This is a genomic window from Paenibacillus sp. OSY-SE (assembly GCF_000283315.1).
Lineage (GTDB): Bacteria > Bacillota > Bacilli > Paenibacillales > Paenibacillaceae > Paenibacillus_B > Paenibacillus_B profundus.
The window spans coordinates 1-205 of sequence record NZ_ALKF01000052.1 but is presented as its reverse complement, the minus strand read 5'-3'; the positions used below and the strand labels follow the sequence as shown (position 1 = coordinate 205).

The following is a 205-nucleotide window of genomic DNA, read 5'->3' as shown; positions in this document are numbered from 1 at the left end:
TCGTTGTTCTTCCGGTGTGATGCCCTCTTGATTAGATAGAATCAAAAAATCTCCTTGATAGTTTTGTTTCCAGTCATCGTAGTATTTAAAATCTGGATTTCCATTCGCTGTACGAACCACCCCATCCTCAGCACGGTAGCTTCCTAGCGGAATTTCAGGTCTGCGATTTTCTAATGAAGACCAATAGACATAATCTCTTTGAATT

General features: G+C 40.0%; 1 protein-coding gene. It reads right to left on the bottom strand.

Annotation, left to right across the window (positions count from 1 at the left end; all coding sequences use genetic code 11):
* A partial coding sequence (locus A372_RS32675; protein WP_036702650.1) for a hypothetical protein occupies positions 1–205 on the bottom strand: 205 nt, incomplete at both ends.